The following is a 15,451-nucleotide window of genomic DNA, read 5'->3' as shown; positions in this document are numbered from 1 at the left end:
GTCACTCTAGCCAATATGACAAAGGGGCTGATCGGATGGAACGCTTTCATCCATCCGCAGATCAATCACCCGGCCGGTTCTTTCAGACAGCCGGGCCAGCCAATCGGGCCCCTCGAACAATCGGCCCAAGGCCGGAGACAGAGACAGGACCAAAGTCCCCGGACGCGGATCCATGATCGCCGTGCGCTCCGCCCGGCGCAACAGATCATGGGCAAGGCTATAAAGGCTTAAGCGCGGCCCGGGCGCCTGAAGCAGCATTTCGCGCACCGAAGGGCCAAGGCGCTTGCGGGTGAGGGTGAGAATCCCATGCGCATTGATCCCCGACAAGCGCACGGGCAAAGGATCATCGGCCAAAGCGGCATCGAAAGCCGCGATCAGCGCATCCTTATGATCTTTTTTCTGCATATCGATGAAATCGATCACCACAAGGCCGCCGATTCTGCCAAAGCGCAAGAGCCGGGCAAGGACCCGCGCCGCTTCGCAATTCACCTCGAACGCCGCCCGGCCCCAGGCCCGGCCACTTCCCGCGCCCGATTGGCCCGCCGATTGACCCGCCGTGGCTTTGGCCGAATCCACATCGATCACCGTGGCCGCCCGCGTTTCATCGATGCTGATCATCCCCCCCGATGGCAAGGCGATATGGCCATCGATCAGTGCATCGAGGGCTTCCTCCACCCCATGATCGGCAAATAATCCCAGATCCGTTTTCGGCACATCGAGCAAAGGCAAAAGATCCGGCCACTGCTTCAGACAGGATTGCGCCTGTGCCAAAAGATCACGATCCGAAAGATAAATCTTGCCAAGATCGGGGGGGGCATCGCGCAGGCTGATTTTCAAGGCTGAAGCGGCGGCCAGAATCTGCCGCGCCCCGCCGCCAGCGGTTCGGATCGCCCGGATCTGCCCTAAAAGACGCGCAGCTTCGGCCATCAGCACATCATCATGGATGCCCTGCGCCGGGGCATGGGCCGCAACCCCGCTTTCCTTCAAAATCGGCGTCAGGGCTTCCCCCAGACGGTTTTTGTCCTCAAGATCAAAGCCATCATCAAAGCGCAGACCGGGCCTGAACGGTGTGAGGGTCAAATAACGGCCCTTGCGCGCATAATCAGCCCGCACCACCCAGCTTTTGCTGTTTTCATTGGGGGCCATCATCAATTCAACACAGAATTTCTGCCCCACATGCACGGCATCGCCAATGCGTTTGGGCCGCGCGCTGCCCGGCTCGAAAGGGGCATGATGACAGGGTAATAGCCCCGAAAGCGGGCAGGATGGCCCCCCCTCGACCCCGCCTTCCAATTCCACAAAGGCGCTATTGATATCAGGGGCAAGGGCGCTGACCCGAGCCAGCACAATCGCTTCACGATGAAGATCACGGCCACGATGAAAGCCGATCTCGAGGGGGCCGGTTTCATCCACCAGCGCGGTCCTGATCTCTCCGGCACTGGCTTCGATGAGCAGATCAGCCATGATCGGATGTCCAGCCTTTCATCACCTTCACCCCCTGGCCTTGCAGCATCTGGGCCAGTTCATAGAGCGGCAGGCCCACCACATTGCTGTAGGAACCCGAAAGATGCCGCACAAAAGCCGCCGCCAGCCCCTGAATGCCATAGCCACCGGCTTTGCCATGCCAGTCTTTGCTGGCGAGATAGGCCTGACATTCTTCATGGGATAATGACTTAAAAGCCACCACCGTTTCAACCACCCGAATGCGCGCTTTCCCATCGGGGCCCAACAGCGCCACACCGGTTCTCACCCGGTGGCGGCGGCCCGAAAGAAGGGCAAGGCACTGCGCTGCCGTGGCCGCATCAAGGGCTTTTGGCAGGATCCGGCGGCCAACCGATACCACGCTATCGGCCCCCAGAACCCAATCATCGGGATAGTGCGACGCAATTTTCAGCGCTTTTTCATAAGCCATGCGCCGGGCATAAAGGCGGGGCTTTTCAGCGGGATGGGGGGTTTCATCAAGATCGGCGGGCACCACCAGATCCGGGATCACCCCGATCTGGGCCAGCAATTCCAGCCGCCGGGGCGAAGCTGACGCCAGCACCAGACGCGGGCGGCCCTCATTCCCATGGGGGCCGGGCGATCCAACCGTTTTTTGCTGGACGGCCAAACCAATCGCCCTATTTGAAACGATAGGTAATGCGACCCTTGGTCAGATCATAAGGCGTTAATTCGACCAGAACATCATCGCCCGCCAGAACACGAATGCGGTTTTTGCGCATTTTACCGGCGGTATGACCGAGCACTTCATGCCCGTTTTCAAGTTTTACGCGGAACATGGCATTGGGAAGGAGCTCCATGACCGTGCCGCGCATTTCAAGTGTTTCTTCTTTCGCCATGAACTGCTCGAACTTCTTTTCATTAAAATAAGGGATTGCGTGCCATAAATGATTGAGACTGACGCTAAATGCAAGCGTCTCGAACATCCGCAGCCCGAAAACACCTGCGCTGATGGGTTCCAGATTGCCTTTAGGGGTCTTTTATAGATGCCCGGGGCCGGATATTTCAAAGCGCGCCTTGATCCGGGCCGCCAATTTATCCCGCACCGCGCGATAGGCATCCAGCCTTTGTTCCCGATTGCCTTCGCACAAAGTGGGATCGATGGTCGGCCAATATTCGGTCAGGCAGGCGCGATTGCCAATCATCCCCAGGGTGCGGTGATGGGCTTCCGGGGTGAGGCTGATGATCAGATCGGGAACATCATGTTCCCCCAAACTTTCCAGATGGCCCGATGGCAACAGGCTGTGGGGCTGATGGCCGCTGATGTCAAAGCCCGCCTCATCCATCACCGCCACCGCAAAAGGATCGAGCGTGCCCGCATCCAGCCCCGCCGAAGACACCCTGATCCGATGGCGGCCATGGCGTTCGGCCAAAGCCTGCGCCATGGGCGAGCGCACGGCATTGCGATTGCAGATAAACAGGATATGGCGCGGAGGCTGTGCCGGATCAGCGGGGGATGCGATCATCGCTCACCCCCGGATATGCAAAACACAGATCAGCGTAAACAGACGCCGCGCCGTGTTTTGGTCCACCAGCACTTTATCCTTCAAACGTTCGGCCAAAAGGGCCGAGCCATCATTGTGCAGCCCCCGCCGCCCCATATCAATGGCTTCGATCTGGCCGGGGCTGGCTGTTTTGATGGCCTGAAAATAGGAATCGCAAACGGCGAAATAGTCCTTGATCACCCGGCGGAAAGGGGTGAGCGGCAAGCGAAAGGCTTCCAGAAAATGGTCATCCTGATCGGAAAGCTCGAATAAAAGCCGGCCTTCCTCCAAACGCAGCAAAAGCCTGTAGGGCCCTTCATAGCCGCCGGGCATGGGCAGAACCGGATCGAAATAATTTTGCTGCAAAAGATCAAAGATCGCCACCCGGCGTTCATGATCGATATCGGCATTCCAGCGCACGATGCTGGCTTCATCCAAAGCCACATCGATCAGCCTGCATAAGGGATCGCCATCCTCAAAGCCCATGCCATCCTCATTCTTCATGCCGGGTTTTCCGCCTTGGTTTCCAAGCGGATAAGCACGGATCGTTCATGGGCACCCAGCCCTTCGGCCCGGGCCAAAAGCGCCGCCGCCGGGCCGATCCGGGCAAGGCTTTGGGCATCGCAGCCCACAAGAGTGGTGCGCTTCATGAAATCAAGCACCGACAAGCCGCTGGAAAAACGCGCCGCCCGCGAAGTGGGCAAAACATGATTGGGGCCAGCCACATAATCGCCAATGGCTTCGGGGGTATAGCGGCCCAGAAAAATCGCCCCGGCATGGCGGATTTTACCGGCCATCCCATGGGGATCGTCCACCGCCAGTTCCAGATGCTCAGGTGCGAGACGATTGACCAAAGCGGGGGCATCCGCCATCAGATCGCCCACCACGATCACCGCCCCATGATCGGCCCAGCTTTGGCTGGCGATGGCTGCCCGGGGCAGGGTTTCCAGATGCCCCGCGATGGCCGCCTTCACCGCATCGGCAAAGGCTTTGTCATCGGTGATCAGAATGGATTGGGCGGCACTGTCATGTTCGGCCTGGCTCAAAAGATCAGCAGCGATAAAGGCGGGATCATTCGCCCCATCGGCCACCACCAGAATTTCCGATGGCCCGGCGATGGTATCGATCCCCACCCGGCCAAAAACCTGCCGCTTGGCTTCAGCAACGTAGGCATTGCCGGGGCCGACGATCTTATCGACAGGGGCAATCACCGCCGTACCATAGGCCAAAGCCGCCACCGCCTGCGCCCCGCCGATGCGATAGATTTCATCCACCCCGGCCAAAGCCGCCGCCGCCAGAACCAATGGATTGATCAGCCCATCGGGGCTGGGCACCACCATCACCAGCCGATCCACCCCGGCCACCTTGGCGGGGATCGCATTCATTAAAACCGATGAAGGATAGCTGGCCCGCCCGCCGGGCACATAAAGCCCCGCCGCCTCGATCGCCGTCCAGCGATAGCCAAGCTCCACCCCCTCGGCATCGCGATGATGATGATCTTTGGGCTTTTGGATTTCATGAAAGGCCCGGATGCGCGCTGCCGCCATTTCTAAAGCGGCTAAGGTTTCTCTATCACAAGCCGCCCGTGCGGCGGCGATTTCATCGGCGCCAAAGCGCATGGTTTCCGGCGTGAGAGACAAGCGATCAAAGCGCTGGGTATAGTCGATCACAGCGGCATCGCCATGGGCCGCCACATCCGCCAGAATCGCCTCGACCACCCCCCGCACGGAGTGTTCCTGATCGCGGCCATGGACCAGAAAGGCTTCAAAGGCAGCGGCAAAATCCGCTTGCTGCAGATCGAGTTCAAGCGGCATCACGATCCTCCAGACTTTGACGGAAGCGGGTGATCCAGCCGCCCATCACATCGGGACGGGTTTTGAAAGCTGCCCGATTAACGATCAATCGCGATGTGATCTCGGTCAGCACCGCCACTTCGCGCAGGCCATTGGCGCGCAGGGTGGAGCCAGTGGACACCAGATCGACGATCCGGGGACACAGGCCCAGAACCGGGGCCAATTCCATCGCGCCATTCAGCTTCACACATTCCGCCTGCACCCCGCGGGCGGCAAAATAACGCCGGGTGATCCCGGGATATTTGGTCGCCACCCGGATATGCGACCAGCCGGCCATATCATCATCGCGGGCCATATTGTCCGGCTCGGCCAAAGACAGACGACAATGACCGATATCGAGATCGAGGGGGGCATAGATTTCGGGATAATCAAATTCCATCAAAACATCATTGCCCGCCACCCCCAGATGCGCCGCCCCAAAGGCCACGAATGTTGCCACATCGAAAGCGCGCACACGAATGATGCTCAGCCCTTCGATATTGGTATCAAATTGCAGCTTGCGGCTATCATCATCATCAAAGGCCGCTTCCGGCTCGATCCCGGCCGCCCGCACCAGGGGCATCACTTCCTTCAGGATGCGGCCTTTCGGCAGGGCCATCACAAGGCCGGGCTTCGGGCTAGCCGCTGGATCGAGGCCAATTTGGGCCATTGCAGTCTCCACATCGATTGAGATTGGTCGGTTCTGAGTTGTGAAGGGAACGCCACGCCAAAACCACGCTCCACGCTCATGAAAGGTTATGATCGGGCACCCTGAGCGCCGGCCAATCATCGGACAGATCGCTCAAAACAGCATCTACACATTCCGCATCCAAACGGATATGAGCGCCGCCCGCGAAAATCAGATTGATCACCGCCGAACCATCAGCACCGGGCTCAAGCTCGATGGCCAAAAGCGCAATCACCTGATCAGGCTGATCGAGTGCAATGTTTTTCACCTGCACCTTCAAAATGCCATCGAAATGCAGCCCCGCCCGTACCCGCTGGCCACGACCGGATTTGCGCGCCTTTTGTTCCCGCCCGGCGATTTTTTCCCAGCGATAGCGATTCGCCACTGCGGCAAAGCGATGCTGGCCCGGCAGCCAGGCCATATCGCCCACCCGCAACACGCTATCTTGTAAAGCCGCCGAGATGATGCCGAGATCTTCGGGGCTGTGCGCCATCAATTTCAATTTTTCAGTCATGTCATAACTTTGGGCAATAAATTCACAAATCTCAAGCCGCTACGCGCTCCACATCCGCGCCCAGAGCCAGAAGTTTTTCTTCTATACGCTCATAGCCGCGATCAAGATGATAAAGCCGATGCACTTCGGTCACCCCTTTGGCCGCCAGACCGGCCAGCGCCAGACCCATGCTGGCCCGCAGATCGGTGGCCATCACCGGCGCACCGGTCAGCCGTTCAACGCCCCGTACAGTGGCCGTGGCACCATTGACGGTAATATCAGCCCCCATTCGCGCCAGTTCCTGCACATGCATGAAGCGATTTTCAAAAATCGCCTCGGTAATCACCGAAGCCCCCGATGCCACACACATCAAAGCCATCATCTGCGCCTGCATATCGGTGGGAAAGCCGGGATAAGGCTGGGTGACAAGGGTGATCGGCTGCAAAGGCCCATCACGGAACACCCGCAGGCCATCGGCTTTGACCACGATCCCCACCCCGGCTTCACGAAGCATGGTGATCACCGCCTCCATCGCCGCAGGATCAGCCCCGGCGAGCATCACATCACCCCCGGTGATCGCCGCCGCCACGGCATAGGAACCGGCTTCGATCCGATCCGCCATACACAGATGATCCGCGCCGTGCAGGGTGGTTTGCCCTGCAATTTCGATGCGGTCCGTTCCCAAACCCTCGATCCGTGCCCCCATGGCCTGCAGGCACCGGCCCAGATCCACCACTTCGGGCTCGCGCGCGGCATTTTCCAAAAGCGTTTCCCCGCGCGCCAAACACGCCGCCATCATCAGATTTTCCGTGGCCCCCACCGAAACTTTGGGAAACACCACGCGATTGCCGATCAGGCCGCCCTTTGGGGCCCGGGCGGTGACGTACCCCTCGCTCAGATCGACATCGGCCCCCAAAGCCTTCAGCCCCTTCAGATGCAGATCGATGGGCCGGGTGCCAATGGCACAGCCGCCGGGCAATGAGACCCGGGCCTGGCCTTCGCGGGCGAGAATGGGGCCAAGCACCAGAATCGAGGCGCGCATCTTGCGCACGATATCATAAGGTGCGGTGCTATCGGCGATCCGGCGGGCGGTCAGCAACAGGCTCCGCCCGGATGGCTGGCCATCCAGCGCTTCAGCCCCCACCGCGCCTTCAAGGGTGATAGACGCCCCATGATGATTGAGCAGATCGCCCATGGTGGCAATATCGGCCAAACGCGGCAGATTGGATAAACGCAAGGGTTCATCGATCAGCAAACAGGCGGCCATCAGGGGCAAGGCGGCATTTTTGGCACCCGAGACCCGAACCGTTCCCGAAAGGGCCCGCCCGCCCCGGATTATCAGCTTATCCATGTAATGATCATCATCCTTTTCAGGCTCGTTTTTCAGGCTTATTTATCAGATTGGGGCGGCTCTAAAGCTTTGGCAGCGTCACGCCACGCTGGCCCATATATTTTCCCGCCCGATCGGCATAGCTGATTTCGCACGGTTCATTGCCTTGTAAAAACAGGAACTGGCAGGCCCCTTCATTGGCATAGATCTTGGCGGGCAAGGGCGTTGTATTGGAAAATTCCAAAGTCACATGGCCTTCCCAGCCCGGTTCCAGCGGGGTGACATTGACAATGATCCCGCAGCGCGCATAGGTCGATTTACCCAAACAGATCACCAGAACATCTTTGGGCACCCGGAAATATTCCACCGTCCGCGCCAAAGCAAAGGAATTGGGCGGAATGATGCACACATCCACGGTACGATCCACAAAGCTTTTCGGGGAAAATTCCTTGGGATCCACAAGGGCATTATCGACATTGGTAAAAATCTTGAATTCATTGGCCACACGCGCATCATAGCCATAGGAACTGAGCCCATAAGAGATCGTTCCGGCCCGCTTCTGACGATCTTCAAAGGGTTCGATCATCGCTTCGTTCAGGCTTTTTTCTCTGATCCAGCGATCCGACATGATTGCCATCCGGCTCATCCTCTCATTCAGGCGTCTTTTACAAACGTCTTTGGGCTTTTAGGTTTTTTCCAAATTTTCCGGTTTTTTTAAGGCGCGGCCCAAAAGCCGCTTTTAAAATGAGAAAGAGCCCGTGACAAGGGAGGCAAAGCCTTTCATCTTCCTATATCCTGACCCTGACCCCATCAGCGCGATCGCAAACAGGTCCTATCATGAAGCAGGCCGATAAAGACAGCCCGAAGGCAGAGAAACAAGGAGGATGGCCCCGGCGCCTCGCCGCCCTTTGGCCCGATGGAGAGGGGCTGAAGCTTGCTGTGCCTGCCCTGTTCATGGTGATCGTCGCCTTTATCGCCGCCCATCAGTTTGTCAAACCCGCGCCGCCCGATCAGCTGATCATTCTGGCCGGGCCGCAAAGCGGCACATATTTCCAGATCGCCCAGCGCTATCAAACCGCTTTGGCCGCCCATGGAATCGCGGCCGAGATCGTCGAAACATCGGGATCGGTGGATAATCTCAATCGTCTTCACCAGAATGAAAAGGAAGCGATGATCGCCTTTTCACAAGCCGGGATTTCGCTGCAAAGGCCTATGGCCAGTGACAATGGAGGCGGCAATGGCCCCAATGAGATCGAAGCGCTGGCCAGCCTTTATTATGAACCGGCCTGGCTGTTTTTGCGCGATGATGTGCAGATCACCGATTTTCGCGATCTGACCGCCCTGCGCATTGCCAAAGGCCCCTTGGGCTCGGGCAGCCGGGCTTTGGCCGAAACCCTTTATGCCCTGAATGATCTGCCTTTTGAGACGGGAGCCGAGCAAAAGGCTCCCGATCAACTGAGCGGCGATGATGCTCTGGCCGCCCTTGTTCTGGGGCAGATCGATGGGGTTTTCACGGTTGGCAGCGCCCATAGCCCCAGCATCAAGGCTTTGATTGCCCAGCCCGGAATATCGCTTTTCAGCCTGCCGCGCAGCCATGCCTATGCCCGAAGACTGCCCTATATCGATGCGCTGGAATTACCCCAGGGCACGCTGGATCTGGCCCGCAATATCCCCCAACACAATACCGCCCTGATCGCCACCACAGCCATGCTGGTGACCACCGCCGATCTGCACCCGGCGTTAATCGATCTGCTGCTGATGACCGCCCAATCCGTGCATGATCAGGCCGGGCTTTTTGAAGACGCCGGGCAATTCCCATCGGCCCATAAGCTGTCTTTGCCCCTGAATGATGAGGCCGCCCGCTTTCACCGGCGCGGGCCATCTTTTTTGCAAAGGGTGCTGCCTTTCTGGGCGGCGACCCTGCTTGATCGCTGGCTGGTGATGGCCCTGCCGCTTTTAACCCTGCTGATCCCTTTATTGCGCATTTTCCCGCCCCTTTATGGCTGGCGCATTCGGGCAAAAATCAGCCGTCCCTATCGCCTTTTGCATGAGATCGAGCGCGCCTGTTCTGATCCCACCCCCAAGCAAAGCCCGGGCAAGGCGGCGGCCATGGATTGTCATGATGCCTTGAAACGCTTATCTGCACTGGATAAAAGCGTTGAACATTTGCGCGTGCCCGCCACCTATCAGGCCGATCTTCATGCCTTGAAATTCCATATCCAGCGGGTCCGGGAAAATATGGCAAAAACGCAAAAAAACGACTCAGATGAACCGCCGCTATCGGGGTAGGGCAGGACCATTGCCCCCCTTATTTGAAGCCCTGATCTGAACCCTTGATCTGATCGCTGGCCGCCGCGCTGAAGCTGCCGATTTCGCAGGAAAAGCCAGCGCGGGTCATGATATGATCAATCTCCGCACAAAGCTGGCCCATGGTCGGCTCATAGCTGAAAAAATCATGGAAGGCCAATTGCGGGCAGCTGTATTTCAGATGCATTAAAAGGTCATCCCCTCTAAGCATCTTCAGAAGAATGGTCTGATCATCGATAATGTCGCTGCGGCTGATCTGATCAATGGAAACGCACAGCGCGTCCGCCTCCTGATCCGTCTCCATATCTTCCTGCCCAGCCTGATCTTCTTGCCCTGCATGGGTTTTGGCCGCCCCGTGCACCATCATGATAGCCATGATCAAAGCCATCATTCCCGCCGATATAAAACCCCGTGCCACGACAAAGCCGCTCCTAAACCCCTTGATGATCAAGGGATGCGATCATGATGATGATCCCCTGAACCGGGGCTGAACAGATCAGATGGTAAAGCCGAAGCCGCCAATACCACCCCCCTGCAAACGCTGCAAGGCGGCATTATAATTGCTGATCTGGTTTTGCAGCCGGGTGGGCACGGTGCCACCGCCGGGCCGATTGAGCAGATCATCGAGCGGACTGGGGGATAAAGACCGGAAAGCGCGCTTGGCGGTTTCGATCGATTCCTGAATCCGGGTCAGGGTGAAGGCCGCCTGCTGCTTGTTTGAAAGCCCCAAAGGCCCCCGCAGATTGAAGGCGAAAACCCCACCCAATCGCGCATCAGCGGAGGTTTCATCATCGAGATTGAACAAGGCTGTGGTACCCAAAAGCCGTTGCGGCTCGATCCCCATCTTGCCCAGCAGATCGCGTTCTGCCGGTCCGGCAAACACGTCCACCTGACTGGTACCGGTCGCCCGGATCACCAATTTATTATTGCGGCCATCGGCCTGCACTTCATCACGAAAAGACAGGCGATTGATCTTGCGCGCCAGATCCAGAAGATTATCGCCTTCCGATAGCGTGATCCGCTGGCGACGGCCGCCATTGATCGAAATTTCAAAAAAATCGCCCGGACGCGCCGTGGTCTGATCTTCTATGGTCCGGGTCACAAAGCGATCCACCATCCCCATCGGCAGCCCCAAACGATCAAGCACCGATGGCCCATTATTGACAAAGGCAATGCCGCTGGCATCCACATTGGTGAGCATTTCACCAAATTGCTGTACTTCGGTAATGGCCCCGCTGGCCATATCGATCCGCGCCACAAAGCCATCGCGCGGGCCCACCCGGCCATTGGGCTCCAGGTTCCCCCGCGTGGTACCAGTCACGAAAACCTCGGTGCCCCCCAGCGCCACATCATTGATTTCATCAAAAGCCAGCGTGCCGACAAAGCTGATGAAATCCGCGCTGACTGATGCACCCTGATCGGCAAGCTTCAGCACAAAGCCTTCGCGTCCCCCCGATGAGGCATTGGCAACCGTGGCCGCCGTGCCGGTGAAATTACCATTATCGGTGCTGCCAACCAGAAAGATGTCATTGCCTGAAACCTTCAGGCCGCTGATCTCGCCGCTGCGGTCGATGGCCCCCAAATCCTGCTCGAACAAAACCGAAGAGAAATCATTGGCATCCACCTTGCGCAGGATGACACGCCCCCCTTCATTGGAAGCGAGGAGAATATTGCCATCCCCGGCAATCGCCACGGCATTGCCCTGCTGATCATTTTGATCTCCGATCAGGGTCGCATCAAGGCGCTGGCCGCTGCTGCCATCGATCTTCAACAGCATGGCATCCCGGCCACCCGCCGAAGGGTTATTCACATCCAAAGCCCCACGGCTGAAGCCGCTGACGATGATATTATCATCCTGATCGATGGTGATCGCCTGCACACGATCTTCCGAGGCGCTGTTCACCTGAAAGGTAAAAAGCTCATCGCCCCTTGAACTGAACTTGGTGACGAAGCTGTCGATCCCAGAAATCACCGCGCCGGGGGCGATATTGTCTGCCGTGCTGCCCGCAATCACCACATTATTCTGGCTATCGATGGCAAGGGAAAAGGCTTCAGCCCCGGTGGAACTGCCCAAAAGCCGGGAAAACACCACATTGCCCAGGCTATCCATCTTGGTGAGCACCACATCAGATGCCGCACCTGCCAGATTGAGCTGATTGCCAAAATCGCCGGTGCTGGTGCCCAGAGTATAGATGAAACCATCCCCATCCACCGCCACCGCCGTGCTGCTGGTTGAAGCCGCGACCGTTGCCTCGTCATCTTCGGCGCTGGCAATCGCGGTCGCCAAACGATCCACGCCCGCGATATCTGCGGTGCTTTTTTGCACCAATGTGCCATCCGATTGATCAAAACGGGTGATGCCGGTGCGCACAACATCATCGCCGATCAGCGCCGATTTATTGCTGGCGATAAACAGGCTGGGCTCGGCGACCGCAGGGATCAACCGCACCTCTTCAAACAGGGTGGTATTGATGCGCAGGCCATGATCGAGATTGGCATCGGTGCTGACCGCAAAGCGCGATGTGAATTTCGGGGCCGGATCACCCGAAGCTGTGAAGATGAGTTCGCCGCTTTGATCCGTGCCCTGAACCGATGTGATCCGCTCGTTAATAAATGTAACCAGAGAATCAACGGTGATCGGGCCATCGATCTGTGCCAGATCGATCATAAGATCGGTGCGCACCCCCAAACGGGTGATCGCCAGCGTAAACACCTCATCGCCCACAATGCCGGGGATCGGCTGATCGCGGCCCGCGGTGGCTATGGTGCGGCCGATAAAGCTTTCGCTATTGGATTTCATCTCAAAGGGCGATGTCACACTTGAGGCGCGCGTGCCCGAAAGCAAGGTGAGCTTATCGGTTTCAGCCGAGGCGATATAAGCGGAAATCTCCGCCAGATTTTGCTGAAACTGGGCATCAAGGCGCGCAAGCGAACTGACGGGCGTGGAATTTTCTGCGGCAAAGCGGGCGAGAGTTTCAAGCTTTGTCAGCGCATCGAACGCCACGAAAGTGGCCCGCTGATCAGGCCCCACCCCCACCGACTTTACACCCGGGGCATTTTCATCGATGAAGCTGCGCAGATTGCGCACATCATTGAATTGCGAAACAAGGGTCTGGCTGGCCTGCGGAATCTGCCAAGGGGGGATAACCGCCGGACCGCGATTGCTATTTTGCAGTTGGGCAATATCGATGGGCGGGCGAAAGCGCAGCACCGACAGATCAATCGCCGTGATCTGCGGTTGAAATGGAGACGCCCCCCCTGTGCCAAAACCAAAAAATGCCATCGCCCGGGATCGTTACCTTTCAAAAAAATCGGGGCACATCAACCAATAAAGAGCGGACATGATAAACCCATGGCGCGCCGCCGGATACAACAATTCCATCCTGCACAATAGCCGCCCTGGCCTTAAGATCCCGTTAATTTCACAGCCCCCAAAAGCCCGGATATCAGGCCCGAAAATCCGGCCTGATGGCAGGGGATTATAGCCCCGCACAAAACCCTGCGCGGTCTTGCGTCTCATGACGGGCGCGGCTACATCTAGGGCCAAATGGGAATGAACACTGCAAAGGATGATGATGAGCGCCCTCATATATCTGATAAATTCGGTGATCGATATCTATAAATGGCTGCTGATCATCTGGGTGATCATGAGCTGGCTGGTATCTTTCAATGTGATCAACACCCATAATCAGTTTGTTGGCACGGTGATGAATTTTCTTTATCGTATCACCGAACCGGCGCTTCGCCCCATTCGCAGGATCGTTCCCGATCTGGGGGGGATCGATATTTCTCCCCTGATCCTGCTTTTGCTGGTGCAGGCCTTGCAGATTTTGTTCAATGACAGCATCGTCCCCCTGCTATACGGCTATTGATCTGGTGAGCCGCCAGCCTTTTGGGGTGCGGCTGCGGGTAAAGCTCAGCCCCAAGGCTTCGGCCAATCGAATCGACAGAATCGAATTGGATGAAACGGGGGCGGCACGCCTGCGTTTGAGCGTGACGGCCGTGGCTGAAAAGGGCAAGGCCAATAAGGCTCTGATCGCCCTTCTGGCCCGCAATTTAGGGCTGGTGCGATCCCAGATCGCGATCAGCGCGGGCACCACAACACAGATCAAGACCATCGATATCATCGGCGACCCCCCCGATCTTGCCGAACGCATCACGAAAGCCCTGCACCAACAGGGGATATGGATCTGATGAAAGCAAAACCATGACCACAGAAACCGGCCATAGGGCAAAACACATTGATGGCAAGGGATTTGCCGCCGGCCTGCGCCAACAGGTGGCCAATCGGGTGGCCGCCCTGAAGGCCAGCCATGGCATCGTCCCCGGGCTGGCGGTGGTGCTGGTGGGGGATGATCCCGCCAGCGAGATTTATGTGCGCAATAAAGGCCGCCAAACCCTTGAAGTGGGGATGCAATCCTTCGAGCATCGTTTGGGCGCCGAAACCTCTCAACAGGCCCTGCTCGATCTGGTGGCCCGGCTCAATGCCGATCCGGCTGTGCATGGCATTCTGGTGCAATTACCCCTGCCCCCGCATATCGAAAGCGCGGCAGTGATCGCGGCCATTGATCCAGCAAAAGATGTGGATGGTTTTCATATCCAGAATGCCGGATTGCTGGCCACCGGGGGCCGGGGGCTGGTGCCCTGCACCCCCCTTGGCTGCCTGATGCTTTTAAAAGAAGAATTGGGCGATCTCAGCGGATTGGATGCGCTGGTGCTGGGCCGATCCAATATCGTGGGGAAACCCATGGCGCATCTGCTTTTGGCCGAAAACTGCACGGTAACCATCGCCCATTCCCGCAGCCGCAATCTGCCCGATCTGTGCCGCCGCGCCGATATTCTGGTGGCCGCCGTGGGGCGTCCGCAGATGGTGCAGGGCGATTGGATCAAGCCCGGGGCCACGGTGATTGATGTGGGCATCAACCGGCTGCCCGCCCCGGAAAAAGGCCAAGATAAAACCCGGCTGGTGGGGGATGTGGATTTCGAGGCCGCAAGCCTTAAAGCCGGGGCCATCACCCCGGTGCCCGGCGGGGTGGGGCCGATGACCATTGCCGTGCTGCTGGCCAATAGCATCACCGCCGCCGAACGACAAAGCGCCCGAGAAAGCGCCCGAGAAAGCGGAGAATAGCGATGCTGGAATTGTTCATAAGCGCTTTCGTCACCTTTTTCGTGGTGATCGATCCCATCGGCATCGCCCCGGTTTTTGCCAGTCTCACCCGGGGATCGGATGCCCGGCACAAAAAGCTGATGGCAATCAAGGGCACGGTGATTGCGGTGGTCATCCTCGCCTTTTTTGCCGCCGTGGGCGAGCCTTTCCTGTCGGCTTTAGGCATCAGCCTCGATGCCCTGAAGGTGGCAGGGGGCATCATGCTGTTTCTCATCGCCCTTGAAATGGTGTTTGAAAAGCGCACCGAACGGCGCGAAGAAACCGCCGAGCGCACCCATCAGGAACATCTGGAAGATATTTCCGTCTTTCCCATCGCCATTCCGCTGCTCGCGGGGCCGGGGGCGATTGCCTCGATCATCTTACTGATGGCGAGCCATGAAGGCAATCTTCTGGCGCAGGGCAGCATTTTAGGGGCTCTGGGGCTGACCTTGCTGCTGACGCTTCTGGCCTTTCTGGCGGCATCGAAATTGATGGCGGTGCTGGGCGCCACGGTATCGGCTGTGGTTTCCCGGGTTTTGGGGATCATTCTGGCGGCTTTTGCCACCCAATTCATCATGGATGGTATCCGGCTGTTTTTTGCTGCCTGAAGCCATCGGCACAGCTTTGCATCTGTCAAGCAAATGTGATCTTGATGTGCCATATCTTTATGA

17 protein-coding genes are annotated in these 15,451 nt (G+C 57.9%); 5 read left to right on the top strand and 12 right to left on the bottom strand.

Annotation, left to right across the window (positions count from 1 at the left end):
* Positions 1 to 6: 6 nt before the first annotated feature.
* The 10 genes from QK300_RS01240 to dcd form a co-directional block, all read right to left on the bottom strand.
* Entirely contained in the window at positions 7 to 1,464 is a 1,458-nt protein-coding gene (locus QK300_RS01240) for a ribonuclease E/G (RefSeq protein WP_281299797.1), read from the bottom strand.
* Complete coding sequence (locus QK300_RS01235; RefSeq protein ID WP_281299798.1) at positions 1,457 to 2,110, bottom strand: nucleoside triphosphate pyrophosphatase; 654 nt, start codon at positions 2,108 to 2,110, stop codon at positions 1,457 to 1,459. Before QK300_RS01235 ends, QK300_RS01240 begins: the two co-directional genes overlap by 8 nt.
* 10 nt (positions 2,111 to 2,120) lie before the next feature.
* A complete protein-coding gene (gene infA / locus QK300_RS01230; protein WP_281300023.1) occupies positions 2,121 to 2,339 on the bottom strand; it encodes a translation initiation factor IF-1 in 219 nt (72 codons plus the stop codon).
* A 141-nt stretch (positions 2,340 to 2,480) separates the two neighbouring features.
* Positions 2,481 to 2,966 carry a hypothetical protein gene (locus QK300_RS01225; RefSeq protein WP_281299799.1) on the bottom strand — a complete coding sequence of 162 codons (486 nt, stop codon included), beginning with the start codon at positions 2,964 to 2,966 and terminating at the stop codon, positions 2,481 to 2,483.
* Between the two features lie 3 nt (positions 2,967 to 2,969).
* Positions 2,970 to 3,488, bottom strand: coding sequence for a UPF0262 family protein (locus QK300_RS01220; RefSeq protein ID WP_281299800.1), 519 nt, complete (start codon positions 3,486 to 3,488; stop codon positions 2,970 to 2,972).
* Positions 3,485 to 4,798: a histidinol dehydrogenase gene (hisD, locus tag QK300_RS01215; protein WP_281299801.1), complete on the bottom strand. Its 1,314-nt coding sequence runs from the start codon at positions 4,796 to 4,798 to the stop codon at positions 3,485 to 3,487. Before hisD ends, QK300_RS01220 begins: the two co-directional genes overlap by 4 nt.
* Positions 4,788 to 5,486: an ATP phosphoribosyltransferase gene (gene hisG / locus QK300_RS01210; protein ID WP_281299802.1), complete on the bottom strand. Its 699-nt coding sequence runs from the start codon at positions 5,484 to 5,486 to the stop codon at positions 4,788 to 4,790. The genes hisD and hisG overlap by 11 nt, the downstream gene beginning before the upstream one ends.
* 76 nt (positions 5,487 to 5,562) lie before the next feature.
* A complete protein-coding gene (locus QK300_RS01205; RefSeq protein ID WP_281299803.1) occupies positions 5,563 to 6,018 on the bottom strand; it encodes a DUF2948 family protein in 456 nt (151 codons plus the stop codon).
* Positions 6,019 to 6,049: 31 nt separating this feature from the next.
* The gene (gene murA / locus QK300_RS01200; RefSeq protein WP_281299804.1) at positions 6,050 to 7,348 is read right to left on the bottom strand and encodes a UDP-N-acetylglucosamine 1-carboxyvinyltransferase; all 1,299 of its coding nucleotides are present in this window, start codon (positions 7,346 to 7,348) and stop codon (positions 6,050 to 6,052) included.
* 61 nt (positions 7,349 to 7,409) lie between these two features.
* Entirely contained in the window at positions 7,410 to 7,964 is a 555-nt protein-coding gene (gene dcd, locus QK300_RS01195) for a dCTP deaminase (protein WP_042085317.1), read from the bottom strand.
* A gap of 200 nt (positions 7,965 to 8,164) precedes the next feature.
* Here dcd and QK300_RS01190 point away from each other — a divergent pair, with 200 nt between their 5' ends.
* On the top strand, positions 8,165 to 9,616 hold the full coding sequence (locus QK300_RS01190; RefSeq protein WP_281299805.1) for a TAXI family TRAP transporter solute-binding subunit: 1,452 nt from the start codon (positions 8,165 to 8,167) through the stop codon (positions 9,614 to 9,616).
* A 19-nt stretch (positions 9,617 to 9,635) separates the two neighbouring features.
* Here QK300_RS01190 and QK300_RS01185 read toward each other — a convergent pair whose 3' ends face one another.
* Both QK300_RS01185 and QK300_RS01180 read right to left on the bottom strand, forming a co-directional pair.
* Entirely contained in the window at positions 9,636 to 10,022 is a 387-nt protein-coding gene (locus QK300_RS01185) for a DUF6491 family protein (RefSeq protein ID WP_281300024.1), read from the bottom strand.
* A gap of 108 nt (positions 10,023 to 10,130) precedes the next feature.
* Entirely contained in the window at positions 10,131 to 12,917 is a 2,787-nt protein-coding gene (locus QK300_RS01180) for a hypothetical protein (protein ID WP_281299806.1), read from the bottom strand.
* 292 nt (positions 12,918 to 13,209) lie between these two features.
* Here QK300_RS01180 and QK300_RS01175 point away from each other — a divergent pair, with 292 nt between their 5' ends.
* Genes QK300_RS01175 through QK300_RS01160 form a run of 4 tightly spaced genes read left to right on the top strand, consistent with a single transcriptional unit; the run spans position 13,210 to position 15,388 of the window.
* Positions 13,210 to 13,506, top strand: a complete 297-nt coding sequence (locus tag QK300_RS01175; protein WP_042085320.1) for a YggT family protein — start codon at positions 13,210 to 13,212, stop codon at positions 13,504 to 13,506.
* Positions 13,472 to 13,828, top strand: a complete 357-nt coding sequence (locus QK300_RS01170; protein WP_281299807.1) for a DUF167 family protein — start codon at positions 13,472 to 13,474, stop codon at positions 13,826 to 13,828. The genes QK300_RS01175 and QK300_RS01170 overlap by 35 nt, the downstream gene beginning before the upstream one ends.
* Before the next feature lie 13 nt (positions 13,829 to 13,841).
* Positions 13,842 to 14,762 carry a bifunctional methylenetetrahydrofolate dehydrogenase/methenyltetrahydrofolate cyclohydrolase FolD gene (gene folD / locus QK300_RS01165; protein ID WP_281299808.1) on the top strand — a complete coding sequence of 307 codons (921 nt, stop codon included), beginning with the start codon at positions 13,842 to 13,844 and terminating at the stop codon, positions 14,760 to 14,762.
* Between the two features lie 2 nt (positions 14,763 to 14,764).
* Positions 14,765 to 15,388 carry a MarC family protein gene (locus QK300_RS01160; RefSeq protein ID WP_281299809.1) on the top strand — a complete coding sequence of 208 codons (624 nt, stop codon included), beginning with the start codon at positions 14,765 to 14,767 and terminating at the stop codon, positions 15,386 to 15,388.
* The last annotated feature ends 63 nt before the right edge of the window (positions 15,389 to 15,451 follow it).

It is taken from the genome of Iodidimonas sp. MBR-22, assembly GCF_029946565.1.
GTDB lineage: Bacteria > Pseudomonadota > Alphaproteobacteria > Sphingomonadales > Rhodothalassiaceae > Iodidimonas > Iodidimonas nitroreducens.
Note: the sequence above shows the minus strand (reverse complement) of the source record. Positions and strands in the feature narration are given on the sequence as shown.